General features: G+C 72.2%; 22 protein-coding genes. 9 read left to right on the top strand and 13 right to left on the bottom strand.

Annotation, left to right across the window (positions count from 1 at the left end):
* Positions 1-16 precede the first annotated feature (16 nt).
* Positions 17-910, bottom strand: coding sequence for a DMT family transporter (locus M1L60_RS41330; protein ID WP_253243061.1), 894 nt, complete (start codon positions 908-910; stop codon positions 17-19).
* Complete coding sequence (locus tag M1L60_RS41325) at positions 907-1,920, bottom strand: proline racemase family protein (RefSeq protein WP_253243060.1); 1,014 nt, start codon at positions 1,918-1,920, stop codon at positions 907-909. The genes M1L60_RS41330 and M1L60_RS41325 overlap by 4 nt, the downstream gene beginning before the upstream one ends.
* Positions 1,921-1,989: 69 nt before the next feature.
* Here M1L60_RS41325 and lexA point away from each other — a divergent pair, with 69 nt between their 5' ends.
* On the top strand, positions 1,990-2,634 hold the full coding sequence (lexA, locus tag M1L60_RS41320; protein WP_253243059.1) for a transcriptional repressor LexA: 645 nt from the start codon (positions 1,990-1,992) through the stop codon (positions 2,632-2,634).
* Between the two features lie 3 nt (positions 2,635-2,637).
* Here lexA and M1L60_RS41315 read toward each other — a convergent pair whose 3' ends face one another.
* Positions 2,638-3,168, bottom strand: a complete 531-nt coding sequence (locus M1L60_RS41315) for a carboxymuconolactone decarboxylase family protein (protein ID WP_253243058.1) — start codon at positions 3,166-3,168, stop codon at positions 2,638-2,640.
* Positions 3,169-3,294: 126 nt separating this feature from the next.
* Here M1L60_RS41315 and M1L60_RS41310 point away from each other — a divergent pair, with 126 nt between their 5' ends.
* Positions 3,295-3,894: a MarR family winged helix-turn-helix transcriptional regulator gene (locus M1L60_RS41310; protein ID WP_253243057.1), complete on the top strand. Its 600-nt coding sequence runs from the start codon at positions 3,295-3,297 to the stop codon at positions 3,892-3,894.
* Here the strand turns inward: M1L60_RS41310 and M1L60_RS41305 are convergent.
* From M1L60_RS41305 to M1L60_RS41295, 3 genes are read right to left on the bottom strand one after another with little or no spacing between them, the layout of a single operon-like run.
* A complete protein-coding gene (locus tag M1L60_RS41305; protein WP_253243056.1) occupies positions 3,879-5,321 on the bottom strand; it encodes a GGDEF domain-containing protein in 1,443 nt (480 codons plus the stop codon). The two genes, M1L60_RS41310 and M1L60_RS41305, sit on opposite strands and share 16 nt — an antisense overlap.
* A gap of 2 nt (positions 5,322-5,323) precedes the next feature.
* The gene (locus M1L60_RS41300) at positions 5,324-7,588 is read right to left on the bottom strand and encodes a putative bifunctional diguanylate cyclase/phosphodiesterase (RefSeq protein ID WP_253243055.1); all 2,265 of its coding nucleotides are present in this window, start codon (positions 7,586-7,588) and stop codon (positions 5,324-5,326) included.
* Entirely contained in the window at positions 7,585-8,025 is a 441-nt protein-coding gene (locus M1L60_RS41295) for a hypothetical protein (protein WP_253243054.1), read from the bottom strand. Before M1L60_RS41295 ends, M1L60_RS41300 begins: the two co-directional genes overlap by 4 nt.
* 437 nt (positions 8,026-8,462) lie before the next feature.
* Here M1L60_RS41295 and M1L60_RS41290 point away from each other — a divergent pair, with 437 nt between their 5' ends.
* A complete protein-coding gene (locus tag M1L60_RS41290) occupies positions 8,463-10,916 on the top strand; it encodes a transglycosylase domain-containing protein (protein ID WP_253243053.1) in 2,454 nt (817 codons plus the stop codon).
* 187 nt (positions 10,917-11,103) lie between these two features.
* On the opposite strand, the gene M1L60_RS41285 is transcribed toward M1L60_RS41290, so the two are convergent.
* Entirely contained in the window at positions 11,104-11,715 is a 612-nt protein-coding gene (locus M1L60_RS41285; RefSeq protein WP_253243052.1) for a VOC family protein, read from the bottom strand.
* Positions 11,716-11,872: 157 nt separating this feature from the next.
* Here M1L60_RS41285 and M1L60_RS41280 point away from each other — a divergent pair, with 157 nt between their 5' ends.
* The 3 genes from M1L60_RS41280 to M1L60_RS41270 are packed head-to-tail and all read left to right on the top strand — an operon-like array spanning position 11,873 to position 15,292.
* Complete coding sequence (locus M1L60_RS41280; RefSeq protein WP_253243051.1) at positions 11,873-13,264, top strand: MFS transporter; 1,392 nt, start codon at positions 11,873-11,875, stop codon at positions 13,262-13,264.
* Complete coding sequence (locus M1L60_RS41275; protein ID WP_253243050.1) at positions 13,261-13,971, top strand: SDR family oxidoreductase; 711 nt, start codon at positions 13,261-13,263, stop codon at positions 13,969-13,971. The genes M1L60_RS41280 and M1L60_RS41275 overlap by 4 nt, the downstream gene beginning before the upstream one ends.
* Complete coding sequence (locus tag M1L60_RS41270; protein WP_253243049.1) at positions 13,961-15,292, top strand: dihydrolipoyl dehydrogenase family protein; 1,332 nt, start codon at positions 13,961-13,963, stop codon at positions 15,290-15,292. The genes M1L60_RS41275 and M1L60_RS41270 overlap by 11 nt, the downstream gene beginning before the upstream one ends.
* An 85-nt stretch (positions 15,293-15,377) precedes the next feature.
* Here M1L60_RS41270 and M1L60_RS41265 read toward each other — a convergent pair whose 3' ends face one another.
* Complete coding sequence (locus M1L60_RS41265; protein WP_253243048.1) at positions 15,378-15,737, bottom strand: hypothetical protein; 360 nt, start codon at positions 15,735-15,737, stop codon at positions 15,378-15,380.
* Between the two features lie 54 nt (positions 15,738-15,791).
* Positions 15,792-16,328, bottom strand: a complete 537-nt coding sequence (locus M1L60_RS41260; protein ID WP_253243047.1) for a YbhB/YbcL family Raf kinase inhibitor-like protein — start codon at positions 16,326-16,328, stop codon at positions 15,792-15,794.
* A gap of 98 nt (positions 16,329-16,426) precedes the next feature.
* Between M1L60_RS41260 and M1L60_RS41255 the strand changes: the two genes are divergently transcribed.
* Positions 16,427-16,783 carry a PRC-barrel domain-containing protein gene (locus tag M1L60_RS41255; RefSeq protein ID WP_253243046.1) on the top strand — a complete coding sequence of 119 codons (357 nt, stop codon included), beginning with the start codon at positions 16,427-16,429 and terminating at the stop codon, positions 16,781-16,783.
* Here M1L60_RS41255 and M1L60_RS41250 read toward each other — a convergent pair.
* The 3 genes from M1L60_RS41250 to M1L60_RS41240 all read right to left on the bottom strand — a co-directional run bounded on the left by M1L60_RS41250 (position 16,780) and on the right by M1L60_RS41240 (position 20,003).
* Entirely contained in the window at positions 16,780-18,036 is a 1,257-nt protein-coding gene (locus M1L60_RS41250; protein ID WP_253243045.1) for a PEP/pyruvate-binding domain-containing protein, read from the bottom strand. The two genes, M1L60_RS41255 and M1L60_RS41250, sit on opposite strands and share 4 nt — an antisense overlap.
* A complete protein-coding gene (locus M1L60_RS41245; protein ID WP_253243044.1) occupies positions 18,033-18,620 on the bottom strand; it encodes a transcriptional regulator in 588 nt (195 codons plus the stop codon). The genes M1L60_RS41250 and M1L60_RS41245 overlap by 4 nt, the downstream gene beginning before the upstream one ends.
* A gap of 210 nt (positions 18,621-18,830) precedes the next feature.
* A complete protein-coding gene (locus M1L60_RS41240) occupies positions 18,831-20,003 on the bottom strand; it encodes a TetR family transcriptional regulator (RefSeq protein ID WP_253243043.1) in 1,173 nt (390 codons plus the stop codon).
* A gap of 156 nt (positions 20,004-20,159) precedes the next feature.
* Between M1L60_RS41240 and M1L60_RS41235 the strand changes: the two genes are divergently transcribed.
* Positions 20,160-22,409, top strand: a complete 2,250-nt coding sequence (locus tag M1L60_RS41235; RefSeq protein ID WP_253243042.1) for a putative bifunctional diguanylate cyclase/phosphodiesterase — start codon at positions 20,160-20,162, stop codon at positions 22,407-22,409.
* Positions 22,410-22,489: 80 nt separating this feature from the next.
* Here M1L60_RS41235 and M1L60_RS41230 read toward each other — a convergent pair whose 3' ends face one another.
* Complete coding sequence (locus M1L60_RS41230) at positions 22,490-23,317, bottom strand: LysR family transcriptional regulator (protein ID WP_253243041.1); 828 nt, start codon at positions 23,315-23,317, stop codon at positions 22,490-22,492.
* Positions 23,318-23,386: 69 nt separating this feature from the next.
* Between M1L60_RS41230 and M1L60_RS41225 the strand changes: the two genes are divergently transcribed.
* Positions 23,387-24,106, top strand: coding sequence for an SDR family NAD(P)-dependent oxidoreductase (locus M1L60_RS41225; RefSeq protein WP_253243040.1), 720 nt, complete (start codon positions 23,387-23,389; stop codon positions 24,104-24,106).
* The last annotated feature ends 78 nt before the right edge of the window (positions 24,107-24,184 follow it).

The raw sequence follows: 24,184 nt of genomic DNA, 5'->3' as shown, positions 1-24,184 counted from the left end.
CGGACCATTGGTGCGCTCAGGCGGGACGCAACGCGGCCACCGCGGCCAGGATCAGGGTGCCGCCCAGCAGGGCGGGCCAGGGGAGGCGTTCGCCGAGGACGGCCGCGGCCAGCAGGGCGGCCGAGACGGGTTCGAGCAGGGTGGCGATGGTGGCGGCCGAGCCCGAGGTGGTGCGCAGGCCCGCGTACAGCAGCCCGTAGGCCAGGGCCATCGTGGCCAGGCCCAGGTAGGCGAGCAGGGCCAGGGAGGCGGCGCTCGTGCCGAGCAGCGGCCGGCCGGTGACGGCGGCCAGGGCCAGGAACGGGAGCAGGGCGACGCCGCCGACGGTCGTGGTGGCGGTGGTCAGCGTGATGGGGTCGGTGCGCCGGGCGAGCGAGTGTCCCAGGAGGGTGGTCGCCGCATAGGTGACTCCGGCCGCTATGGCCAGGGCCAGACCCGCGTACGGGGAACCGCCCGGCCCTTCCGAGCCGTGCCCGGCGGTCGCGCTGATCAGGACGAGGCCGGTCAACGCGGCCATCAGCACCGTGGTCTGGCGGGCCGGCGGGCGCGTGCCGGCGCGCAGGTGTTCCCAGACGGCGGCCAGGACGGGGGCCAGGCCGAGCGATACGACGGTGGCCACGCTGACCCCCACCAGCAGCACCGACACGAAGTAGAGGCCCTGGTAGGCCGCCGTGCCGCAGCCGACGAGCACGGTTCGGCCGGGGTGGGCGCGGAACAGGTCGAGGACGGCTCGCGCGCGGCGGGTCAGGGCGGCGAAGCCGATCAGGGCGACGGCGGCCAGCAGCATCCGCCAGGCGCTGACGGTCATCGCGCCCAGGTCGTCGCGTTCGTGGAGCAGGGTGACGGCCAGTCCGCCCGTGCCCCACAGGATGCCGGCCGCGCTGACCTGCAGCAGTCCGAGCCGGTTCACCGCAGGACGAAGCCGGGGACGAGCGGGTCCTCGGGGTGGACGACGAACGTGTGCTCGCCGGTCGGGTAGGCCAGACCGGTGACCTGGGGGATGACGGCCGGGTAGCCGTCGGCGGTGGTGGTGGCGACGACCGTTCCGGTGAAGCGGGAGCCGACGATCGACTCGTGCTGCAACCGCGGGCCGTTCACGGCGACGCGGCCCTCGGCGGCCAGCACGGCCAGGCGGGCGCTGGTGCCGGAGCCGCACGGGGAGCGGTCGACCTCGCCGTCGGCGAACACCGTCACGTTGCGCTGGTGCACCTGGCCGTCGGGGGACGGCAGTTCCTCGTACCAAATGGTGCCGTAGATCCCGCTGAGCCGGGGATCACTGGCGTGGGCGGCGTGGGCGCTGTCGTCGAGGGCCCATTTGATCTCGCGGCCGAGGTCGATGAGGTCGCGGTAGTGGCCGGGGTCGACGCGCAGGCCGGCCGTGGTGGCGTCGACCGTAGCGTAGAGGGCGCCGCCGTAGGCGACAGTCACTGACAGTTCGCCGCGAGAGGTGGTCAGCTTGATGTCGCTGGCCACGACATAGCTCGGCACATTAATGAAATCAACAGCGGCCGTACGCCCATGGTCGCGGTGCACCCGGGCCGTGACCCGGCCCGAGGGCACGTCGACGACCACCTCGACGCTGCCGTCGGCCGGCGCGGCGACCAGGCCGGAATCCACGGCCCAGACGCCGAGCGCGATGGTGCCGTGGCCGCAGGCGGTGGAGAAGCCGTCCTTGTGCCAGAACAGCACGCCCAGGTGGGCGCCGTCGTCGTCGGGCGGAACGAGGAAGCCGCCGTACATGTCCGCGTGCCCGCGCGGCTCGAAACACAGCAGCTCGCGCAGGCGGCGGGCGTCGGCGCTGTCGATGGCCAGCCGGCGCCGGTCGGCCACCGTGGCGCCCGGCAGCGGCACCGGCGGCTCCGGCACGATCCGGAACGGTTCACCGGCCGTGTGATAGTCGATCGTGCTGATCCGCTCCATGCGGATCAGCCTAGGCATCTGTCGGCGCGCCTCCCGGGCCGGTGGTGATGGGCCTGGCAAGATCTTGGAGTGCTGACGGATGAGGACTACTACGACACGTCGCGGTTGACTGAGCGGCAACGCCAGATCCTCACCGTCGTTCAGACCTGGGCCCAGCGCCACGGTTACTCGCCCTCGTCGCGGGAGATCGCGGACGCGCTCGGGCTCGCTTCCACCTCGACGGTCGGGCGGCATCTGCGCGCGCTCGAGGAGGCCGGCTTCCTGCGCCGTGGGCGGGCGACCAGGCCCATTGACGTACGCATGTTCCTGCTGCCTCAGCAGCGGCAGCCCGAGCAGCCGGCGACCGTGGGCGTGCCGCTGCTCGGTGACATCGCGGCGGGCACGCCCATCCTGGCCGAGCAGAACTCCGACGAGGTGCTCGCGCTGCCCCGCGACCTGGTGGGCCGGGGCAGTCTGTTCGGTCTGCGCGTACGCGGTGACTCGATGATCGACGCGGCCATCTGCGACGGTGACATCGTCGTGGTGAAGCAGCAGCACGAGGCCTACAACGGGGACATCGTGGCCGCCATGATCGACGACGAGGCGACCGTGAAGGTCTATCGCCGCCGGGGCGGCCACGTTGTCCTCGAGCCGCGCAACCGGGCCTACGAGAACATCGACGGCGACCGGGCCACCGTGCTCGGCAAGGTCGTGTCGGTGCTGCGCCGCACCTGAGTTCTAACGTACGGCCGGGAAGTCCAGCGTGGTCTGGCCGACCGAGTTGAAGTAGTTGGTGAAGGTGTTGAGCGCCACCGCGGCCACGATCTCACCGATCTCGCCGTCGCTGTAACCCGCGGCCCGGACCGCGGCGAGGTCCTCGTCGGTGACGAAACCCTTGGTCGCGATGACCGCTTTCGCGAAACTCAACGCAGCTTCGACCTTGGGGTCCGACGCCTGCGCCTTGCGCCCGGCGGCCAGGTCGTCCTCGCTGACGCCGGCCCGGGCGCCGAGCACGGTGTGGGCCGCGAGGCAGTAGTCGCACTCGTTCTCGACGGCGGCGACCAGCGCGATCTGCTCCTGCACGCGGCCCGGCAGCCGGCCCTTGGACAGCGCGCCGCTGAACTGCAGATAGGCGTCGAGCACGGCCGGGGAGCTGGCCATGGCCCGCATCATGTTGGGGGTGACGCCGAGGGCGCGCTCGACCTTGCCCAGCAGGGCCCGGGCCTGGGGCTCGGCGGTGGTGGGGTCGACGGTGGCAAGACGTGACATGTGAATCGTCCTTCCTCGTATCTGTTGGCACTGCCAACTATCGCCCGCAGCGAGTTCGCCGGCAACGTGTTCAGCGGCACACAGCGTTATTTGTTTCTGCCAACAATTGCTTCGTACGATGTGCTAATGGAGCACGTACCCGGCCCACCGCCGGCCAGCCAGCTGCTGCTCGGTCTGGCCCGGCTCGGCCAGGCCGTCCGGATGGAGGCGTGGCGCAACACCGGCCCCCACAACCTCTCGCCGCTGCAGGCCGACATCGTCACGCTGCTCGGCGACAGCGCGCGCCCGCTGCGCCAGGGCGAGATCGTGGCCGCGCTGGCTTCGACCCCGCCCACCATCAGCGACGCCGTGAAGGTGCTGCGCCGCAAGGAACTGGTCGACTCGACCCGCGACCCCGGCGACGCCCGGGTGCTGCTCGTGCGCCTGACCCCGGCCGGCGGGACCGAGGCCGACCGGCTGACCGTCGCCTCCGAGGCCCTCAGCGGCGCGGTGGCCGCCCTGCCCGGCGAGGATTTCGCGGCCATGCTGCGCGGCGCCACCACGCTGATGCGCGAGCTGCAGGACAGGCGGGCCATCCCGGTCTCGCGGATGTGCCTGACCTGCCGCTTCTTCGTGCCCGAGGCACACCCGGACGACCGGGAACGCCCACATCACTGCAACTTCGTCGACGCGCCCTTCGGCGACGCCGAACTACGGGTCACCTGCCCCGATCACGAGACGGCGTAGGCCTCGGCGGCCAGGATGCGGTCGCGGCCGGCCGCCTTGGCCGCGTACAGCGCGCTGTCGGCCCGGGCGATCAGGGCCTCCGAGGTCTCGGTGTTGTCCCACCGGGCCAGGCCGGCCGAGAACGTCTGGGCGGCCGGGGTCACGGCCCGCAACCTTTCGAGTACGGCGGTCGCCTTGCTCTCGTCCGTGCCGGGCAGCAGGACGATGAACTCCTCGCCGCCGTAACGGGCCAGCACGTCGCCGTCGCGCAGCTCGGCCGACCAGGCCGCGGCGGCCGCGCTCAGCAGGCGGTCGCCCGCCGGGTGCCCGTACGTGTCGTTGAAGCTCTTGAAGTGGTCGAGGTCGATCATGCTGACCACGACCGGGGCCCGCGCCGATCGGGCCCGTTCGAGCACGCGTGGCAGCTCGTCGTTCCAGGCGCGCCGGTTGGGCAGGTTGGTCAGCTCGTCGGTGCGGGAGAGCGCGCTGACCGTGCGGGACTGCCGCTCGGCCTGCTTCAGCAATTGGGTGAACCGGGCCATGACCAGCAGGAACATGATGGCCGAGCCGATCGCGATGGCCAGGCCGTTGGTGATCCCGCCGGTGAGCTGCTGCTCGATCATCAGGGCGGGCGAGATCATCACGGCCGCGGTCAGCACGGCCAGCTGGACCCGGCTGAGCTGGGACACCGAAGCCGCGCCCTGCCCGTCGCCGCGGACCTGAGGCCACGCGATTGCCATCGTCAGCACCAGCACCGAGAGCTCGTAGACGGTGTTGATCACCTGGCCCACCCCGGCCACGTCGGCCCAGGCCTCGTTCACGTGGGGCACGATCACCCACGCCATGTCGCCGGCGAGGTACCCGAGGACCGCCGCAGCGACCAGTGTGGGTGCCCGGCGGCCCTCGCGCCCGTTGCTGCGCAGCAGCCGGATGGTGATGGCCAGCAGCAGCAGATCGGCGATCGGGTACGCGATGGTGACGAGCCGGGCGGCCAGGCCGACTGTGTCGTCGCGCAGGGCCGGGCCGATCGCGTAGATCCAGGCCAGCAGGGCGAGACCGGCGGTGACGGTGGCCGCGTCGACGAGGGCGGCCCAGTCCGTGCGGCGGCGCGACAGTTTGATCATCAGGATCAGGCCGATGCCGATGGCCGGATAGAACGCCAGGTAGAGCGCGTCGGCCAGGTCCGGCCCGTCGCCCGGCAGGACGTCGGCCCCCTGCCCGTCGGCCAGCGAGGCCAGCGCGGTGAGCAGCAGCCCGAGCGCGAAGAAGCGCCACGGCGCGCGCTCGCCGTGCGGGACCCGCCGCAGGCCGATCAGGATCGCCGCGGCCATCGACAGCCCGGTGCCTAAGCTGACGGTCAGCTCGGCCGGGCTGCCGTCGGTCAGCAGCGAGCCGGCCAGGACCGTGACCGCCATGACGGCCACGTACGTCTTCCAGCCGCGCCCCATGCTCAGCGGCCGATCGTGACTGCGGCGCCGCGCAGCAGCTCGGCGAGCTGGGCCGGCGGCTGCGGGCGGTGGAAGTGGAAGCCCTGGCCGTAGCGGCAGCCCATGGCCAGCAGCCGCTCGGCCTGGGTGGGCCGCTCGATGCCCTCGGCCACCACGTGCATGGCGAACGCGGTGCCCAGCGCGACCACGGCGTCGGCGATCGCGTACTCCTCCTCGCTCTCGTCGATGCCGGCCACGAACGACCGGTCGATCTTGAGCACCTGGACCGGCAGCGCCCGCAGGTAGTTGATAGCCGCGTGGCCGGTGCCGAAGTCGTCGACCGCGAACGACACCCCGGTCGCGCACAGCTGCTCGAGCAGGGCCACGGTCGCCTCGTCCGGCTCCAGCACCTCGTGCTCGGTCAGCTCGAGCACCAGCCGGTCGGCCGGGAACCCGGTCTCGGCCAGGACCGTGGTCACCACCTGCAGCAGGTTGCCCTTCTTGATCTGCTGCGGGGACAGGTTCACGGTGAGCCAGATGCCCTCGGCGGCCGGGATCTCCGCCCGCCACTCGGCGGCCTGCCGGCAGGCCTCGCGCAGCACCCACTCGCCCAGCGGCACGATCGCGCCGGTCTCCTCGGCCAGGTCGATGAACTCACCCGGCATGACCAGGCCGCGCTCGGGGTGGTTCCAGCGCACCAGGGCCTCGGCCGCGGTGACAGCGCCCGTGGCCATGTCGACCACCGGCTGGTAGTGCAGCACGAACTCGTCCCGCTCGACGGCCGCGCGCAGCTCGGCGTCGCGGGCCCGGGTGTCCAGTTCGGGGGTGTAGACGAGGTACTGGGCGCGGCCGGAGCGCTTGGCCGCGTACATGGCCGTGTCGGCGTGGGCCAGCAGCTCCTCGGCGTCCTGGGTGTCGCTCTCGCGGAAGGCCACGCCGACGCTGGCGGCCACGGTCAGCACCAGGTCGCCGAAGATCACCGGGGTCCGCAGGGCGGCCACGAGCCGTTCGGCGATCCGCTCGGCGGCGAGGCGGTCGGGCAGGCCGGGGAAGACGACCGCGAACTCGTCGCCCCCGAGCCGGCCCGCGGTGTCCCCGGGGCGCAGCACGGACCGCAGCGCGGTCGCGACCGCGGTCAGCACCGCGTCGCCCGCCTCGTGCCCGTAGGCGTCGTTGATCGGCTTGAACCGGTCGAGGTCGATCAGCATGACCGCGCCCGTGCGGCCGTCGCGCGGCGGGTCGGTCACCAGCTGGGTCAGCCGCTCGCCGACCAGGGTGCGGTTGGCCAGCCCGGTCAGCGGGTCGGTGACGGCCAGGTTGCGGTTCTCGCGCAGCGCGTACATCTGGCGGGCGACGACCAGCGAGGTCAGCACGATGGCGCCGATGATCATGCCGCCGAGCGGGTAGAGGTCCTGCTCCCGGGCCAGATAGCCGAGCAGGCCGTAGGCGATGGCGCTGGCCGCGTACGGAAGCAGGGTGAGCCGGGCCCGGCCGGCGCGGCCGTGCGTCGCGGCCCGGCCCTCCCGGTGCCGCCGGCGGGCGGCCAGGGCGAGCACGTAGTTGCCGGCCAGCCAGAACAGGTCGGGCCAGGTGCCCCCGGTGAACTGGTGGTTCAGGGTGATCCAGCTGTACGCGACGTCGGCCACAATGTAGAGCGCGACCGCGCCCGCCAGCAGCAGGGTGGCCTCGCTGCGTTCGCGCCGGCGCAGCAGCGTCGAGGCCAGCGCCAGCACGAGCAGCAGGTCGCCCACCGGCAGCGCCGACGAGACGAAGACCTGCAGGCCGGTGGCGCCGGCGGCGCGGATCGAGGGGCCGATGACCAGGTACCACAGCACCATGAAGGTGCCGGTGCCGACGATCAGCGAGTCGATGGCGAGCTTGGTGCGTTCGGTCCGGGTCCGGCGTACGCCGGGCAGCAGGAGCAGACCGGCCAGCATGAACGGGATGAAGGCGAGGAACCCGTAGTCGGCGACGGCCGGGTAGGGCGGCGGGCCGCCGAGAAAGTTGTCCTCGACGAACCAGGCGCTGTGGGCGACCAACTGGCAGACGTACGAGGCGGTGATGAGCGACCAGGCCCGGCGGGCGCGCGGGTCGAGACCCCCGGCGCGCACCAGGTGCACGCCGGCCACCACGGCCAGCAGCGCCGGCGGCAGGTAGGCGCCGTCGGTCACCAGCTGCCGCAGCGCATCGCTGCCCCAGCCACCCACGTAGAAGACGAAGAAGGCGGCGAGGAAGACCCCGCACCCGGCGACGGCGACGTCGATCAGCCGTTCGCCCCGGTCGTTCACGGCAGCTTCAGGCCCAGGCTCATGACCGAGTAGAGGACGAGCGCGAGACCGAGCGCGTAGCCCACCGCCATCGTGCAGCCGAACGACATCCAGTACGGGGTGGTGGAAGCGCCCATGAGGGCCGCCTTCCGAGCCCGCAGCATGGTCGGAACGAGCCCGACCAGGCCGAAAATGAATGTGACGACGATGATCGTGCCGATGCCGGGCGGCCGCTGGGCCGACGGCGGCAGGCTGCGGGGCGCGGGCGCCGCGCTACGGCCCGGATAGGCCGACGAGGGCGGCGTGCCGAACGGCCTGGCCTGGGCCGGGGCCGGCCCTCGGTAACGGTCCCCGAGACCGCTCGCCTGCTGCCTGACCTGCATGTTCTGGGTCGTATGGCCCGCGGCCGGCGGGACTGGGCTGAGCCAGCTGGGGCTCGTGCGCGGTTCGGCGGTCACCGGGTTCTCCGTCCGGGGAAGTGTGCGTACGGTGTCGCGGATCACTTCGGCAGGCAGAGCGGTTCGTTGAGTTTTCGGCGCAGGTCAAGCGGCCGGACCAGGCCGGACACGGAACGTGAGCACCCGATTTCAGGCCCCGCGCTCTATCATGTCTTCCCGAACTCGGCTTCAGAAGCGCTCGACACGGTCAGGACGCGTTGTCCGGTCTTGGCCGGGTCGTGTAAATAGGAGATTCACTCCGGCGACGACGAGGATAGATGAACCCCTACGGCGATCCGCAGTCTCCGAGCGCCCGGGCCCGCGTGCCCGGCGCCGGCTCCGCCTCTGTGCCTCCCGCGCCCGCGGGCGGGCGCGCTTCGGTCGGTTCCGCCTCCGTCGGCGGCCGGGCTTCGGTCGGTTCCGCCTCGGTCGGCTCCGCCTCGGTGGGCTCGGCTTCCGTGGGTTCCGCCTCGGTCGGCTCGGCGTCCGTGGGCGCCGCTCCGGTCGGTGGCCGGGCTTCGGTCGGTTCCGCGTCCGTGGGCGCCGCGCCGGTCGGCGCGGCCAAGGTCGGCGCCTCGGCCGCCGTGGCCCGCGCGGCTGTCCGGCCCACGCCGCCCGGTTCGACCCCGCCCAAGCCGGCCAAGGATCTGGCCAAGGCGGCCAAGAAGCGCCGCCGCACCAACCTGCTGACCGTGGCCGCGGCCGTGCTCGTCATCGTGCTCGGGGCCGGCGTGGTCGGCGGCGCCTACTTCTTCGACGACGTGCAGTTCACCGAGCCCAAGGCCGAGGACCAGGTCAGCCAGATCGTCGCGGCCGACAACAAGACGGTGGTCGCCACCATCGGCAACTCGACCCGCTCGCTGGTGCCCTACCAGGGCATCAACCCGATCATCGGCCAGGCCGTGATGGCGGCCGAGGACAAGAACTTCTACGACCACGGCGGCATCGACATGAAGGGCATCGCCCGCGCCGCCTGGAACAACTTCACCGGGGGCGACCAGCAGGGCGCGTCGACGATCACCCAGCAGTACGCGCGGCACGCGGCCGAGCTGAAAGAGATCAGCTACAACCGCAAGCTGCGCGAGGCCGTGATCGCCCGCAAGATGGAGGACCACTACTCCAAGGAAGAGATCCTCGGGCGCTACCTCAACTCGGTGTACTTCGGGCGGGGCGCGAACGGCATCGAGGCGGCCGTCAAGGCGTACTTCGGCCCCAACCGCTCCTCGCTGACCCAGCCCGGCCAGAAGGGCGCGATCACCGCGTCCGAGGCCGCCGTCATCGCCTCGGTGATCAAGCAGCCCGAGCCGTCCAAGACGCACCGGGGCTACGACCCGCAGAACAACCGGCCCGACGCCGAGATCCGCTGGAAGTACACGCTCGCCAATATGCTCGAGAAGGGCTGGATCAAGCAGCTCCCGACGGCGTACCCCAAGGTCCAGAAGTTCGACCCGGACGCGTGCCGCAACTCCTGCGGCGGCGACAACGCCACCGGCAAGATCGTCAAGTACGTGAAGCAGGAACTGCGGGCGATCGGCATCAGCGACGCCGAGCAGAAGAAGGGTGGTCTGCGGATCACCACGACGATCAACCCGGCCGTGCAGAAGGCGGCCGAGACCGCGGCCATGCGCACCAGCAGCAAGTCGCCGCTGCGCAAGCTCGACGCCACGTACAAGACGGCCCTGGTCGCGATCGACCCGCAGACCGGGCACGTGCTCGCCTACTACGGCGGCTCGGACGGCGTGGGCTGGGACTACGCCGGCCCCAACTACAACAGCGACGGCGACTTCATCGGCGGTGGCCGCCCGCCCGGCTCGTCGTTCAAGATCTACACGCTGCTGGCCGCGCTGAGCGACGGCTACGGGCTGGACACGACCTGGGACTCCGAGGCCAAGAAGGTCGGCGGCGACGCGATCAACAACTCGAGCCGGACGAATTTCACCTGTGACAAGCGGCGCTGCCCGCTCGACGAGGCGACCGTCCAGTCGTACAACTTCCCCTTCTACCACCTGGCCGCGGCGCTCGGCCCGGACAAGGTGGCCGAGGCGGCCCACAAGGCCGGCATCCAGTTCATCTCGAGTCCGACCAAGATCGGCGCCCGGGTCGACCTGGGCAAGGCCAAGGGCGACGCGCTCAAGCAGTACGGCAACGAGATCGGCTACGGCCAGTACGCGATCACCGCGCTCGACCACGCCAACGGTGTGGCCACGCTGGCCAACGAGGGGCGCTACAACAAGGCCCACTTCGTGAAGTCGGTGCAGAAGCGCGACGAGAAGACCGGCAAGTTCAAGACCTTCCACACCGAGCGGATCAAGGCGACCCAGGTCTTCGACCCGAACGTGGTGGCCGCCATCGACCACGTGCTGCAGAAGATCCCCGGCAAGAACGGGCAGAACCTGCGCAGCGGCTACGAGGCCATCGGCAAGTCCGGCACCTGGGAGTACAAGGACGGCAAGAGCGGCGAGAACGGCGACGCCTGGTGGGTCGGTGGCACCCCCAACCTGGCCGCCACGGTCTGGATCGGCCGCGAGAAGGTCGTCAAGGACAAGATGCAGCTGATGCCGATCTACAAGCCCGGCGGCGGCAAGAAGGGCATGACCGGCGGCTCGACCCCCGGTGACACCTGGAAGGTCTTCATGGACCTGGCCAACAAGGCCATGGACGCCGAGAAGAGCCGCTTCCCGGCCGACGTGAAGGTCGGCGACCCGAGCAAGAAGGGCAACGGCCTCGACCCGCTGCCCCCGCCGCCGGAGAACAACGGCTGCATCCTGGGCGGCACCGTCTGCCCGCCCGGCACCGACCCCAACAACCCGGGCGGCGACCCGAACAACCCCGGGACGGGCACCCCGCCGATCAACAACGACCCGAACACCGGTTTCCCCGGGAACGGTGGCGGGAACGGCGGCGGACGATAGGAACTGACAGCTTCGGGCGGGGGGGGGGCCCCCCCCCCCCCCCCGCCCGGGGCCCCCCCCCCCCGGGGCGGGGGGGGCCCCCCCCCGCCCCGGGCCACGGGGGGGGGGGGCCGACGGGCGGCCGCCCCCCCGCCCCCCGGGGGGGGGGGGGGCCCCCCCCCCCCCCCCGCCCGTCCTGTTCCCGGCCTCAGAGCGGCAGTTCGGCCCCGGCCTGCTCCTTGACCATGTAGTCGGCGTACCAGTCGGGCCAGTCCGGGTCCTCGGCGCCGATGCGCTTCTCGTGCTCGCCGTGCGCGGCGGCCGCCCGACGCAGGGCCGCGGCCAGGTCGGCGGTGGTGGCGAAGGCCGTGGTGCTGGGGTCGACCCGGCCCGGGAGCCGATTGGTGATCTCCTGCAGCAGCCAGCCGTTGCCGTCGGGGTCGCTGAACGACAGGAACGAGCCGTAGCTGCTGCGGCTCGGGTCGGGGCCGGCCACCCGGTTGTCGGTGCCGCCGCGGTGGAAGACGCCGGCCGCGTCGTGGAAAACCTCGCTCGGGTCGGCGCCGACCCGCTTGAGCTCGTCGTGGGCCGCGTCGATGTCGCTGACCACCAGGTGCAGGCCCTGCGCGGAGCCGGGGGCCTGCTGGGTGACCAGACTGCCGAAGATGACCGACGCGGGGGAGCCGGGCGGGGTCACCTGCACGACCCGGAAGCCGTCGTCGGTGGCGAAATCGGCGTCCAGCCGCCAGCCCAGCCTCGTGTAGAACTCCTTGGCCCGGTCGACGTCCGACACCGGGACCACGACGACTTCGAGCTTCATGTCCATTGCTGCGCTCCTGGGTTCGTACCGGAAAACTTGACTCGTCGAATCTCGCGCCCGCGGGCCCGGGATCGCGCCCGGGAGACCCACTGGTCGTCCCGGCACCAGGGCATGCCACGGGTGCGAACCGGGGTCCCGGGGCCCGAGGCTGAACGGCATGACAGTCAAGCTGCGCTCGCCGGACGGGGTGGCCCTGATCACGGCGACGGTGCTGGCCTCGATGGTCGGCTTCGTGGACGCGTACATGATCAACGTGGCCGTGCCCGCGATCGGCCGGGACCTGCCCGCGAGCGTGACCCAGATCCAGTGGGTGCTGACCGGTTACCTGATCACCGTCGCCTCGCTGCTTTTGCTCTCGGGGGCCCTGGCCGACCGGTTCGGGCGCAAGCGGGTGCTGATCGCCGGGCTGCTCGTGATGCTCGTCGCCTCGGTCGCGTGCGCCGTCGCCCCGAACGCGGGAGCGCTGATCGCGGCCCGGCTGCTGCAGGGCGCGGGCGGGGCGCTGGTCGTGCCGAGCAGCCTGGCCCTGCTCAACGGATCGTTGCCGACGGCGGACCGGGCCCGCGGCATCGGCATCTGGGCCGGGATCTCGACGCTGGGCACGACCCTCGGCCCGTACGGCGGGGGCTGGCTCGTCGATCACGCGTCGTGGCGCTGGGTCTTCCTGGTCAACGTGCCCCTGATCGGCCTGGCGTTGCTGGCGCTGCTGCGGGTGCCGGCCGACGCGGAGGACCGGCGGCCGCTGTCGGTCGATGTGGCCGGGGCGCTGCTGGCCGTGGTCGGTCTGAGCGCGGTCATCTTCGCGCTCACCTCGACCTCGTGGCCGATCGGCGTGCTCGGCGTGGCCTGTCTGGTGGCCCTGGTGCTGCTCGAGCCGCGGCTGGGCCGCCCGATGCTGCGCACGTCGCTGTTCCGGTCGCGGCCGTTCGACGCGATCAACGTGGCCACGGTGCTGTTCTACGGCGCCATCTCGGCCGCTTCGTACCTGGTCGTGCTGCTGTGCCAGTTGCGCCTCGGCTACAGCGCGACCGAGGCCGGCGCGGCCCTGATCCCCGAGTCGGCGGTCTTCCTGATCGTCTCGCCGCTGGCCGGCGCCCTGGTGGCCCGGATCGGCACCCGCTGGCCCATGGCGGCGGGGATCCTGCTGGTCTCGATCGGGTTCGTCTGGCTCGCGGCGGCGCAGCCGGGCCAACCGTACGTCCGGGCGATCCTGCCCGGGGCGATTCTGTGGGGTCTGGGCCTCGGGCTGGCCGTCGCGCCGCTCACCGCCGGCGTGCTGGCGGCCGTGCCCGATCAGGACCTGGGCGAGGCGTCGGCGATCAACGACGCCGCGTCGAGAGTCGGCGGCGTGGTGCTGATCGCGCTCGTCCCGCTGCTGCTCGGGGTGAGCGGCGCGGCCGACTTCGCCGGGCCGCTGGCCGACCGCTACCGGTTCGCCATGGTCGTGCTGGCCGTCGTGACCCTGGGCGCGGCCGTGCTGACGGCCCTGTTCGTCCCCGCCCGGGGCGTGCGGACCAACGCCGTACTGATGAAAGGAAGTGGATCATGAAGGGAAGCACTGTCGTCGTCATCGGCGGCACCTCCGGCATCGGTCTGGAGACGGCCCGGATGGCCCGCGCGGCCGACGCCGACGTCGTCGTCACCGGCCGCGACCGGGCCCGGCTCGAGGCTGTGCGCGACGAGCTGGGCGCGGTGGCCGAGCCGCTCGACCTGGCCGACACCGAGGCGGTGGCCCGGTTCTTCGCCGGGCTGCCCACGCCGGTCGACCACGTGCTGGTCAGCGGGGGCGGCCCGTTCTACGCCCCGATCGCCGACATGGACTTCGAGCAGGCCCGGGCCTTCCTCGACCAGCACATCCTGGGCTACCTGCGGATCGTCAAGCTGTGCGCGGCCGCGGTGCGGCCCGGTGGCTCGCTGACGTTCATCAGCGGCACCGGCGCCCGGCACGCCGCCGTCGGCATCAGCCTGGCCGCCATCGGCACCGCCGCCATTGGGGCGATCGTGGCCAACGCCGCCCTCGAGATCGGGCCGGTCCGGGTCAACGCGGTCGCGGCCGGGTTCGTGGACACGCCGCTGTCGGCCCGGATCCTGGGCGCGGACCTGGAGGCCCGCCGCCAGGACCTGCGCGACACCCTGCCGATCCACCGGGTCGTGACCGCGTCCGACGTCGCCGACCTGGTCCTCCACCTGATGACCAACACCGCCCTGACCGGCGCCGTCTACGACGTTGACGGAGGTCAGCAACTTGTCCACTGAGCGGAACGACTACGACGTCATCGTGATCGGCGGCGGCTCGCCGGGGGAGCACTGCGCCGGGTACCTCGCCGCCGGCGGCCTGCGGGTGGCGGTCGTCGAGCGCGAACTGGTCGGCGGGGAGTGCTCGTACTACGCCTGCATCCCGTCCAAGACGCTGCTGCGACCCGGGGCGGCGGTCAACGCGGCCCGCGAGGCCGAGTCGACGGCCGAGGTCGACGTCGAGCGGGCGCTGGCCTGGCGCGACTTCATGGTGTCGAACTACTCGGACGCCGGGCAGCAGAAATGGCTGGCCGACAACGGGATCGACCTGCTGCGCGGCCGGGGCCGGCTGGCCGGGACAGGCCTGGTCGAGGTCGACGGGATGCGCCACACCGCCGATCACGTCGTGCTGGCCACCGGGGCGTCGCCGATCATCCCGCCGGTCCCCGGGCTGCGTGAGCTCGACGGGGTCTGGACCAACCGGGAGGTCACCGGTCTGACCGAGGTGCCGCGGCGGCTCATCGTGCTCGGCGCGGGCCCGGTCGGGGTCGAGATGGCCCAGGCCGTACGGCGGCTGGGTGGCGGGGTCGTGCTGACCGCCCGCGGCGACCACGTGCTGCCGCGGGAACCGGCGCCGCTGGGGAAGGCGCTGGGCGAGATCCTGCGCCGCGACGGCGTCGAAGTGGTGCTGGGACCGGCCGCGGTCGGGGCCCGGCGCGACGGCGACGACTACGTGCTCGCCCTGGACGACGGGCGGGAACTGCGCGGCGACCGCCTGCTGGTGGCGACCGGACGGCGGCCCCGGGTGCACGACCTCGGGCTGGAGACGGCCGGGGTGACCGTCGACGAGGCCGGCGTGCCGGTCGACGGCCGGTTGCGGGTGGCCGAGCGGCTGTGGGCCATCGGCGACGTGACCGGGCTGCACATGCTGACCCACGTGGGCAAGTACCAGGGCGAGGTGGTGGCCGACAACCTGCTCGGGCGGCCGCGCGAGGCCGACTACCGGGCCGTGCCGCGGGCGGTCTTCACCGACCCCGAGGCGGCGGCGGTGGGGGCGACCGAGGCGCCGTTCACCGCGACGGTCCCGATCCGGGAGGTGGCCAAGATGGAGACCTGGTCCCGGGCGTACGCCGAATCGCCGGGCTTTCTGACCCTGCTGAGCGACGGCGAAGTGCTGGTCGGTGCGTACGCCCTCGGCCCCGAAGCCGGCGAGTGGCTGCAACAGGCCACGCTGGCCATCCGCGCCCGCATCCCGCTCGCCGTCCTGCGCGACACGATCCAGCCCTTCCCCACGTTCTCCGAGATCTACGTAGAAGCATTGAGAAGAATCAAGATGTCGTAGCAGGGTGGGTGGTGCGGACCGCAGCTCTCGCCGAGGGTCGCTTCGCTCCACGTGCGGGGGTGGTCACCCCCGGAAAACCCGGGTCTCACTCCGCGAGGCCGGCGGCGGCGTCGAGTTCCTGCAGCAGGTTGTGGGCGGCCAGCTCGACGGCCTTGTGGCGCCATTCCGAAGCTCGGTAGACGCAGGCGATCAGGGCGCTGCGGTGCACGCGGCGCAGGTCGCCGTAGACGAAGGCGTAGCGGGCCTTGGTCTCGTCGGTGGCGCCGTCGGTCAGGCCCAGGTGCCAGCCGGCGTAGTCGTCCCACGAGTGCCTCTCGAGGTAGGCGTTCTCGTCGCCGGCGCGGGGCTGGACCTGGCCCCAGTCGCTGTCGAGCACGTACTGGCGGGCCGCGATGAGACTCGACGCCCGCCTGACCGCTTTGTCGTTGACCTCGTACTTCGCCATGCCCGGTCTATACCCGTACCGGCCGCAGGGCAGTCGCCCTGCGGCCAGTGGGGCTCAGGCGGCCGGGGTCTCCGCGGTAGCGACCAGGGTGGCGCGGCCCAGGATGTGGCCCAGGAAGTTGAAGCCCAGGTAAGCCGGGGTGGCCGTGGGCGGCACGCCGATCTTTTCGACGTCGAGCGCGTGCACCGTGATGAAGTAGCGGTGCGCGCCGTGGCCGGCGGGCGGGGCGGCGCCGATGAAGCGGGCCGCGCCGCCGTCGGTGGGCAGCTGGTAGGCGCCCTCGGGCAGGCCCGAGCCGGCCTCGTCGCCCGCGCCCTCGGGCAGGGAGGTGACGGCGGCCGGGATGTCGGCCACGGCCCAGTGCCAGAAGCCGGAACCGGTGGGGGCGTCGGGGTCGTACACGGTCACCGCGTAGCTCCTGGTGCCCTCGGGGGCGCCGCTCCAGCTGAGCTGGGGCGAGGCGTCCTGCCCGCCGGGGACGCCGAACAGGCCGGACATCTGCGCGGCGCCGAACACCTCGCCGTCCTTGACGGTGGTGCTGGTGACGGTGAAGCTGGGCACCTCGGGCAGCCGGGCGAACGGGTCGTTCATCGTTTGTCTCCTCGGTGAGAACGGGTCCCTACGATCATCAAACCTACTGCCGCCGGCCGGGCCGTTTCGCGGGGGCGGTCGCAGGGCATCTGACGTGCATGTTCCCCGCTGAGAACCTGCGCGACTGGCGCGGCGAGAAAGTCATCGACCCCGACGGCGCCAAGATCGGCGACCTGGAGGCGGTGTATGTCGACACGGCCACCGACCAGCCCGCGTTCGCCACCGTCCGGGTCGGCATCATCGGCCGCCACCGGCTGGTTTTCGTACCCCTGGACGGCGCGACCGTGCTGCCGGGCGCCGTCCGCGTGCGCTACGACAAGAAGACGGTCGGCGACGCCCCGACGATCGACGTCGACGGCGAGCTGGCGGCCACCGAGGAGCCCAAGGTCTTCGCCCACTACAACCTGCCGTACGAGACCGGTGCGGCCGGGGTTCGCCGTCTGGCCCGCCGCTAGAGCGTTCCGCGGGCGGCGGCCAGCCGTTCCTCGCCGCCGCGCGGGGAGCGGTCGCCCGAGATGTCGTCGGCCCACGCCAGCAGCCGGTGCAGGTGGGGGTCGGCCACGGCCGGGGTCAGGCCGGGATTGCCGCGCGCGATCTCGCCGCTCGTGCCGTCGATGGTGATGACCGTGCCCTCGGGGAGCCGCAGATCGGCGGCGCCGACGACGGCCGGGCGGCCCAGCGACCGCGCGACCACGGCGGCGTGACTGGCCAGCCCGCCCCGGTGGGTGACGATGCCCGTCGCGGCGGCGAGCCCGTGCAGGTCGAGGGGCGAGGTCTCCGGGCGTACGAGGATGACCGGCCCGTCGGCGGCCAGGCGCACGGCCCGGTCGGCGGTGAGGGCGACCCGGCCGGTGGCCACTCCGGGCGACGCGCCGCGGCCGAGGGCCAAGCGGTCACCGGCGAGCATCCGGGGGACGGCGGCGGACCGGAGAAGCTGGGGCGAGATGCGGCGTACGGCTTCGCGCCGGTCGATCAGTCCCTCGTCGGCCAGGTCGACCGCTACCCGTACGGCGGCCCGCGCGGTCAGGCCGCCGGGGCGCACCTGCAGCAGCCACAGGCGGCCGGACTCCACAGTGAATTCGACGTGGCAGGCGTCGGCGAAGTGCTTCTCCAGCCGCACGAGCGCGTCGGTCAGCTCGGCCCAGGTCGCGGGCTCCCGGTCTTCGAGTGCGGCCAGTGGGAGGGTGGCTGAGCGGCCCGAGACGACGTCGTCGCCGCGGTGACCGAAAAGCACATCGCCGTACGGGTCGCGGGCGCCCGTGGTGGGGTCGCGGCTGAAAGCGACGCCGCTGCCGCTGTGGGGGTCGCGGTCGCCGTACACCATGGCCTGGACGACAACGGCGGTGCCGAGGTCGTGGGGAATGGCGTTCAGGGTGCGGTAGGTCCGGGCGCGGGGCGTGTTCCACGAGGCGAAGACGTCGCGCACGGCCGGGGAGATCGGGCCGCGGACGTCGAGCACCGTGGTCATCATGCCGGGCATGGAGACGGCGGCGCCGGAGCGCACCGAGACCGCATCCAGGGCGGCGCGGGTCTCCTCGAGGCCGGTCGGCATCGTGCCGTCGCGCAGGAAGGCCCGGCAGGCATCGACGTCCACGACGAAACCGGGTGGCACGGGCAGACCGAGCCGCATCAGGGTGACCAGCCCGGCCGCCTTGCCGCCGATGGCGTCGGCCGTCTTGTCGAGGCCGGGTTCGAGCGGGTGGATCATCCGCGCGGCCGGCCCAGGGTGACCAGCAGGTCTTCGTGCAGTTGGAACCACACCACGTGGTACGAGGTCATGCTGTCGGCCAGTTCCTCCCGGGCACCGCCGCGGGCTCGTTCCAGGGCCGCGCCCAGCCGGTGCCGATAGCGCCCGAACCGGGGGAGGGCCTTGGCCAGCTCGGCGCACACCTCTTCCGCGCGCCGGTCGAGATCGCCGAAAAGCTCCAGAACCTTGGTGTCGTACGCGGTGTCGCGGTGATCGTTGGGCGTGGGCACCCCATCGACGCTGCGCATTTGCCAGGCCGAGCAGAGGTCGAGCAGCTCCGGGTTGAGAACCATGAACTTCTCGTACGCCGACCCGACCAGCCCTTCCGTGCCGGCCGCCGCCAGTTCGGCCGCGGTCCGCCGAAGGTCCTCCGCCGTGCCGGCCGCGGTGAGCCCCCAGGCCCCCATCTCGCGCGTCACCAGCCCGTCGACGGCCAGGTCGATCAGGCCTGACTCGGTCTCCGCCTCGCTCAGCCCAGCGGCGTCGGCCACCCGCGCCAGCTCAGCAAAACCCGTACACCGCAACACATGCAGCACATCACTCACCACGCCCACCTGCGTTTCTTCATATCGTTAAATCCGGTGTTCGGCGCGCCTCGCCTGCGGTCCCCGTCGTTCGGGCCCGACCGAGTTTCCGCCGGGGTTGTTATGGCTTGTGCAGGCCCGTGCCAACCAGTCGCGGATCGCCGTCTCCGGCGGGGTGCGCCGAGCGTGAGCACGCCGCGCTGGAGGTGTCCACGAGCCTGAACATGCTGTTCATGGCGAGTCCCGGGCGGTGGCGGTGGCGTAGGCGGCGCCGGGGCCCTCGGCTCGGTTGACGATCGTGTCCGCGCTGACGCGGATGGAGACCTCGGTGTCGAAGGCCGGGGTGACGCCGACGGCCGAGGCGAGGGCGCCGGTGTCATCGAGGACGAGGCGTAGCGACGGGTGATAGGCCGGGCCGAAGAGCCGGCGCAGGTTCGCGGTCAGGTCGGTGAGTCGCAGGCGGACCAGAGCGCCCGTCTCGGCCGGGTCGTCGATGACCGCGGCGATCGTGACGATCTCGCCCGGGCGGGCGGCGCGGACCGCGTCCTCGGCGCCACCGATCCGGCCGGGGCCGAGGGCCACGATCATGCCGTCGCCGACGGTGAAGGGGCGGCCGCTGAGCTCGTCGATCGTTTCGCCGGGCGGGATCCAGGCCTCGCGGACCAGCCGGGCCGGGTGGACGTAAGGCAGATAGGGCGGATCCCACTCGTCGGCGAGGTCGAGCCCGGCCAGGTGACGGCAGGCCCGGGCCACGTCGAACGCGTCGCCGAAGCCGGGCGCGGTCTCGGCCAGGCCGGCCGCGCCGTGCAACATCGTGAGGATCAGCTCGGCCAGCCGCACCCGCCGCCCGGCGGTCCGGGCCCGGCACGACTCGAGCGCGACGGCCAGCAGCAACGACTCGAGCCGCGTGATCTGAGCCAGAACGGCCCGCCCGCGCGGGTCTTCGTCGAACACCCCGGTCAGCGACCGCGCCTGCAGCCGCCCGGCGGTGGTGTCGCCGTAGGCCAGCGGCAGCCGTTCGAGCCACGTGCGCGCGAACGCCTCAACCGCACCAGCCACATCAAGCGCCACGATCCGCCCGGCCCCGTCGAGCCCCCCGCCGTCCCCCGACCCACTCGACGCGCCACCGCTCGCTGCGTCTCTGCTCGAAGCGTCATCGCTGAGCGGCAACGCGTTGCTCCCGGTCGGGGGTGTGTCGCTGTTGGCGGTGTCGAGCAGGACGGCCAGGTAGAGCGCCCGCTTGCTCGCGAAGTTCGAGTAGACGGCGCCGCGGGTCAGGTCGGCGCGGTCGGCGATTCGGTCGATCTTGGCCTCGATGAAGCCGCGCTCGGCGAACTCGGATCGGGCCGCCTCGAGCACCGCCCGCCGGGTGCGGGCCTGCTGTTCCACCCGTGAGATTCTCACCGCATCAGGATACTCATATCATTCGGATGACGTGAACATCCGAAAGTGCGAGTGACGGCTGCCGCTGGAGACATCCCGCCGGATCCGCCTCGATCTCGACCGGCTCAGCGCCGGGGGTTTTCGTCCGATCGGGAGGGCGTGGCCGTACTGTCCCGGATGACCAGGTGGCGGCCGGTCTCACGGGTCGCGGCGGCGCTGGTGGGGCTGGTCGTCGTCAGTCAGATCGCCTCGCTGGCCGTGCCTGACCTGCGCCGGCCGGTTCTGTTCAGCTCGGTGCTGCTGCTCGACGCCGTCGGTGTCTGGTTCAGCTTCCGGGCCGTCCGGAACAGCCCCTACCCGTGGGGCTGGCGGCTCATCGGTCTGGCCCGGGCCAGCGCCGTGGCCGCGTTCTTCACGCTGCTCTGGTTCACCGTCTCGGGCTCGGCCTTCGCCTACTGGGCCGGCATCGGGCTCCGCGGGCTCATGTTCGTCCTGCTGGCCGCGGCCACCTTCCTGTCCCGGCTGTTCGAGATCCGGGGCCGCAGCCGCTGGTCGTTCGCGGCCGAGGTGGTCATCGTGGTGTCGGCGGGGACCATGCTGGCCTGGTACTTCGTCATCGACCAGGCCTTCGCCCAGCATCTGGCCGGGCCCGAGCTCAGCCGCATCCTGGGTTACGTCGTCGGTGACCTGCTCGTGCTCACCGCCGTCTGTTCGCTGCTGCTCGGCGGGGCCCGGCCGGGCACCCCGCTGGTCGGCGGGCTCTCGCTGTTGCTGGTCACCGACCTCGCCTGGAACGCCACCGACCTGCACAGCGACGGCACGGCCGACATCTGGCTGGTCGGCCTGGGCATGGTCGGCGCGAGCCTGCTGCTCACCCTGGCCCCGATCACCGCGCTCGCGCAGCACGGCCCCCGCGTATCGCCGGCCCGGGCCCCGGCCTGGTCGCAGCGTCTGGTCATGGTGTCGCTGCTGACCGGGGTCGGCATGATGATCGCGGTCACCATCGCCGAGCAGGACATGTTCCCGTGGGGCGGCCTGGTCGGCTGCCTGCTGTTGATGGTCGCGGCCGTGGTCGTGCACATGACCGTGTCGCTGCGCTCGGCCCGCGACCTGGTCGTCACCGACCCGCTGACCGGGCTGGCCAACCGCACGGGGCTCGACGACGCGATGGCCGCCGCGGCCCGGCGTGAGGAACCGGTGGCGCTGCTGCTCATCGACCTCGACGACTTCAAGCTGATCAACGACGCCTACGGGCATGCCGCCGGTGACGCCGTGCTCACCGAATTCGGTCATCATCTGCGCGCAGTCGTGCGGGCCCCGGACACGTGCGCCCGCATCGGTGGTGACGAGTTCGCCGTACTGCTGATCGGTGGGGTCGGGCCGGACCTGGTCGCCCAGCGCATCCTGACCGCGCTCGCGGCCCATCCGGTGCGGCTGGGCGAGGACACGGTCGTCGTGCACGCCAGCATCGGGCTGACCGGCACCCGCCCCGGCGACACGAGCAAGGAGCTGATGCGCCGGGCCGACCTGGCCATGTACGCGGCCAAGCGGGCCGGCGCGCACTCCTGGATGAAGCACGACCCGTCGATGGTCGACCGCCGCGCCATGGACGCCCTGCTGGCCGAGGACCTGACCGGGGCGGCCGGGCGGGGTGAGCTGATCGTGCTCTACCAGCCGATCGTCGACCTGGCGACGGGAAACCCGAGCGGGTACGAGGCCCTGGTCCGCTGGCGTCACCCGGTCCGCGGTCTGGTGCCGCCGCTCGACTTCATCCCGGTCGCCGAGCGGACGGGCCTGATCTACGACCTCGGTCTGTACGTGCTCACCCGGGCCTGCACGGACTTGGTGCACGCGCCCGGATCACCGTACGTGTCGGTGAATCTGTCACCGAGGCAGTTGCAAACGCCGACGCTGGTGCACGACGTGTTGTCGGCCGTGAAGCGGGCCGGGCTGCCGATGGAGCGCCTGGTTCTCGAAGTGACCGAGTCCGCGATCGTCGACGAGAAGAGCATCGTCACCCTGCACGAGCTGCGCGGGCACGGCATCCGGATCGCGGTCGACGACTTCGGCACCGGATACTCGTCGCTGCACTACCTGACCCGGCTGCCGGTCGACATCCTCAAGATCGACCGCAGTTTCGTGGCCGAGCTCGACGGCACCCCGACCGGTTCGGCCATCGCCGAGGCGGTCATCCGGCTGGCCCAGGTGCTGCGGCTGCGCACGATCGCCGAGGGCATCGAGACCGCCGACCAGACCCGCGAACTGCTCGCGCTCGGCTGCCCGACCGGCCAGGGCTTCCTGTACGCGAAACCGGGCCCCCTGGAGGCCGTGTTCACCAACGCGGGCCGCAGCCTCGACCCGGCCCACCCGAGCCCGAAACTCTCGGAGGCGGAACGCCGCCTCGACCGGGCCCGCCCGCGTCAGTGACCCCCAGCGGCGCAACGCTGCGTCGACCGGGCCGCTCCCGGGTCGGCGGCCATCAGAGGCGGGTCGCCCGAGTCGATGTCTCAGAGGCGCGTGGCTGCCTGAACCAGCCCGGCCAGCGCTAGCGACCGGCTGTGCGGCGGCCACGCGATCACGGTCGTGACCAGCGGCGCGTCCAGAACGGGAACGGTGGTCAGCCCTTCGTGCAGCGACGCCCGGACCGACTCCGGCAGCACGGTCACGGCCCGGCCCAGCGAGATCAACTGCAGCAGTTGGGTGGCATCGTGCACCTCGGGCCCGGGCCCCTGCAGATACGTGCCGTCGAGCTCGGGCCAGCGCGGCAGGGCCAACCCGGCCAGGTCGGACATCCGCACGCTGGCCCGCGTGCTCAGCTCGTGCCCGGCCGGCATCACCAGCACCTGACTTTCCGTGGTCAGCTCCTCGGCGTCGAGTCCGGCCGTCGAGTCGAACGGCAGGTGCAGCAGCGCCACGTCGGCGCGCCCGTCGCGCAGCAATGCCTCCTGCTGACCCGCCCCGCACAGCACGACCTCGATCGGCACAGCTCCCGGTTCGGCGGCGTAGGCGTCGAGCAGCTTCGGCAGCAGTTCGCCGGTCGCCCCGGCCTTCGAGACGAGCACCAGGCCCGAATTTTCGGAGGCCCGGCGCGTACGCCGTTCGGCCGCCTCGACCGCGCCCAGAGCGGCCCGCCCCTCGCGCAGCAGCACCGCCCCGGCCTCGGTCAGCGTCACCGAGCGGCTGGTGCGATGCAGCAGATTCACGCCGAGACGCCGCTCGAGCTGACTGATCGCGCGGGACAGCGGCGGCTGGGCCATGCCGAGCCGCTGCGCCGCCCGCCCGAAGTGCAGCTCCTCGGCCACGGCGACGAAGTAGCGCAGCTCCCGCGTTTCCATACCCCCACGGTATCGCCGGCGACCCAGATGGTGTTGGCCCGGATCGCCCGCCGCGGACAGGATCGATTCATGAGCGAGAAGACAATTGCGCTGGTCACCGGCGCCAACAAGGGCATCGGGTACGAGATCGCGGCCGGTCTGGGCGCGCTGGGCTGGACGGTCGGCGTGGGCGCCCGCTCGGCCGAACGGCGCGAGACCGCCGTCGAGAAGTTGCGGGCCGCGGGCGTGGACGCGTTCGGCGTACCCCTGGACGTGACCGACGACGCGAGCGTGACCGCCGCCGCCGGCCTGCTGGCCGAGCGCGGCCTGGACGTGCTGGTCAACAACGCCGCGATCACCGGCGGTATGCCGCAGGAGCCGACCGTGGTCGACCCGGCGATGATCCGCACGGTGATCGACACCAACGTGCTCGGCGTCATCCGGGTCACCAACGCGATGCTGCCGCTGCTGCGCCGCTCGGCGGCGCCGCGGATCGTCAACATGTCGAGCAGCGTGGGCTCGTTGACGTTGCAGAGCGGGAACACGGACGCGACCGGGCCCGTCTCCGCGGCGTACGCACCCTCGAAGACCTTTTTGAACGCCGTCACCCTGCAGTACGCCAAGGAGCTGGCGGGCACGAACATCCTGATCAACCTGGGGTGCCCGGGTTACGTGGCGACCGACCTCAACCACTTCAGCGGCTATCGCACGCCCACCCAGGGCGCGGCGATCGCGATCCACCTGGCCACGCTGCCCGACGACGGCCCGACCGGCGCCTTCTTCGACGACGCCGGCCCGGTCGCCTGGTAGAAGGGCGTATCTGGTGGATCACGCGGGGCTGCGGCGTGGCCCAGCCCGCGCCTGACGGCGTCCGCAGAACGGCCCAAT

Origin of the sequence: Paractinoplanes aksuensis (assembly GCF_024137025.1) — a bacterium.
GTDB lineage: Bacteria > Actinomycetota > Actinomycetes > Mycobacteriales > Micromonosporaceae > Actinoplanes > Actinoplanes aksuensis.
This window is presented reverse-complemented; position numbering and strand designations above follow the sequence as displayed.

Bases quoted from the DNA above. Each gene is read 5' to 3' on its own strand.
- M1L60_RS41235 (WP_253243042.1), top strand. From the start codon at position 20,160: ATGACCAGGTGGCGGCCGGTCTCACGGGTCGCGGCGGCGCTGGTGGGG.
- M1L60_RS41255 (WP_253243046.1), top strand. From the start codon at position 16,427: ATGTTCCCCGCTGAGAACCTGCGCGACTGGCGCGGCGAGAAAGTCATC.
- M1L60_RS41265 (WP_253243048.1), bottom strand. From the start codon at position 15,737: ATGGCGAAGTACGAGGTCAACGACAAAGCGGTCAGGCGGGCGTCGAGT.
- M1L60_RS41275 (WP_253243050.1), top strand. From the start codon at position 13,261: ATGAAGGGAAGCACTGTCGTCGTCATCGGCGGCACCTCCGGCATCGGT.
- M1L60_RS41305 (WP_253243056.1), bottom strand. From the start codon at position 5,321: ATGGGGCGCGGCTGGAAGACGTACGTGGCCGTCATGGCGGTCACGGTC.
- M1L60_RS41230 (WP_253243041.1), bottom strand. From the start codon at position 23,317: ATGGAAACGCGGGAGCTGCGCTACTTCGTCGCCGTGGCCGAGGAGCTG.
- M1L60_RS41310 (WP_253243057.1), top strand. From the start codon at position 3,295: ATGGAGCACGTACCCGGCCCACCGCCGGCCAGCCAGCTGCTGCTCGGT.
- M1L60_RS41315 (WP_253243058.1), bottom strand. From the start codon at position 3,168: ATGTCACGTCTTGCCACCGTCGACCCCACCACCGCCGAGCCCCAGGCC.
- M1L60_RS41285 (WP_253243052.1), bottom strand. From the start codon at position 11,715: ATGAAGCTCGAAGTCGTCGTGGTCCCGGTGTCGGACGTCGACCGGGCC.
- M1L60_RS41250 (WP_253243045.1), bottom strand. From the start codon at position 18,036: ATGATCCACCCGCTCGAACCCGGCCTCGACAAGACGGCCGACGCCATC.
- M1L60_RS41280 (WP_253243051.1), top strand. From the start codon at position 11,873: ATGACAGTCAAGCTGCGCTCGCCGGACGGGGTGGCCCTGATCACGGCG.
- M1L60_RS41225 (WP_253243040.1), top strand. From the start codon at position 23,387: ATGAGCGAGAAGACAATTGCGCTGGTCACCGGCGCCAACAAGGGCATC.
- M1L60_RS41325 (WP_253243060.1), bottom strand. From the start codon at position 1,920: ATGGAGCGGATCAGCACGATCGACTATCACACGGCCGGTGAACCGTTC.
- M1L60_RS41260 (WP_253243047.1), bottom strand. From the start codon at position 16,328: ATGAACGACCCGTTCGCCCGGCTGCCCGAGGTGCCCAGCTTCACCGTC.